This window comes from Alcanivorax sp. HI0044 (assembly GCF_001634945.1).
Genome location: NZ_LWEZ01001305.1, coordinates 1 through 1,065, shown reverse-complemented (window position 1 = coordinate 1,065; position 1,065 = coordinate 1). Strand labels below are relative to the sequence as shown.

1 protein-coding gene is annotated in these 1,065 nt (G+C 59.8%); it reads right to left on the bottom strand.

From position 1 onward, the window contains the following. Nucleotides 1–1,065 (bottom strand): TonB-dependent siderophore receptor (locus tag A3730_RS19040; protein ID WP_156501257.1); only part of this gene is annotated, 1,065 nt, incomplete at both ends.

The window sequence follows — 1,065 nt, the reverse complement described above, 5'->3', positions numbered from 1 at the left end:
CTCGCTCCCAATAGCCGCCCAGGTTCACCGTTACCGGATCAAGGACATCCAGCGCCAGATTGCCAAAAAAACGGTAGCTGATATTGTCTTGCGTGCCCCCAAGGTAGCTGTCGGACTGTACCCGGTCATGGCGAATTTCTGCCCCACTGACCAGTCGTGCCCAGCGAGTCAGCTGCAGGGTATCCTGAATTTCCAGGTCATAACGCACCTCCTGAATATCCAGCTCACTGCCGGCACAGAAAGGCGCACCGGCACCCTGCAAGGTCAAATAACGGTTAGTGGCATCGGCATCCGCCGGAAAGGCCGCAAAAGTCGCCCCCATGTCGCTGCCATTCTGCAAATACAAATCGCGCAGTTCCTGACTGAAGAACAGGCCGCCCCCGGGCCCGGTCTGGCCGGTCACAGGGTCCAGGTAACAGACATTAAAGTCGGTGATTTCCTGATTGTACTGGCCGTAAGTATGGACCTGCAGCTGATGGGTCCGGCTGAAATTGTGCTGCCATTGCAGCGACACAAATGCCCGCTCGCCTTTCTGCACCGGGTCGCCCTGGTATTCGCCAATATCGGCAACACCGGCTTCCTGCTGGCGCTCCAGGCGGCTGCGGCTACCACCGGCCTGCACCATGAGCGTATTGCGGGCATCTGCGTCCCAGACCCACTCGGTGTTGAGCGTCTCAATGCGCTTGCCATCCGGCAGGCTCTCGCCTTCGAAGGGCTCGTCATAGCCGTTATCTGCCCGTCGCGACACGGAAGCACGCAGCGCCCCGTTTTCCAGCCGGTGAACACCAACCAGATGCGCATCGCGGATACCATTATTGCCGCCCTGTACGGTCACGCCGCTCTTGCTGATATCCCGTGGGTCACGGGTAATAATGTTGATCACGGCAGTGAAAGCGTTGGCACCATACGCGGCAGCCGCCGGACCACGGGTAACCTCAATACGTTCCACATCGCGGATATCCACCGGCATGTCGTTCCAGCTCACCCGGGACAGGCCCGGCTGATACTGACTGCGACCATCAAGCAACACCAGCATGCGCCGCTGATCGCGGGCCTGGGTGGGGT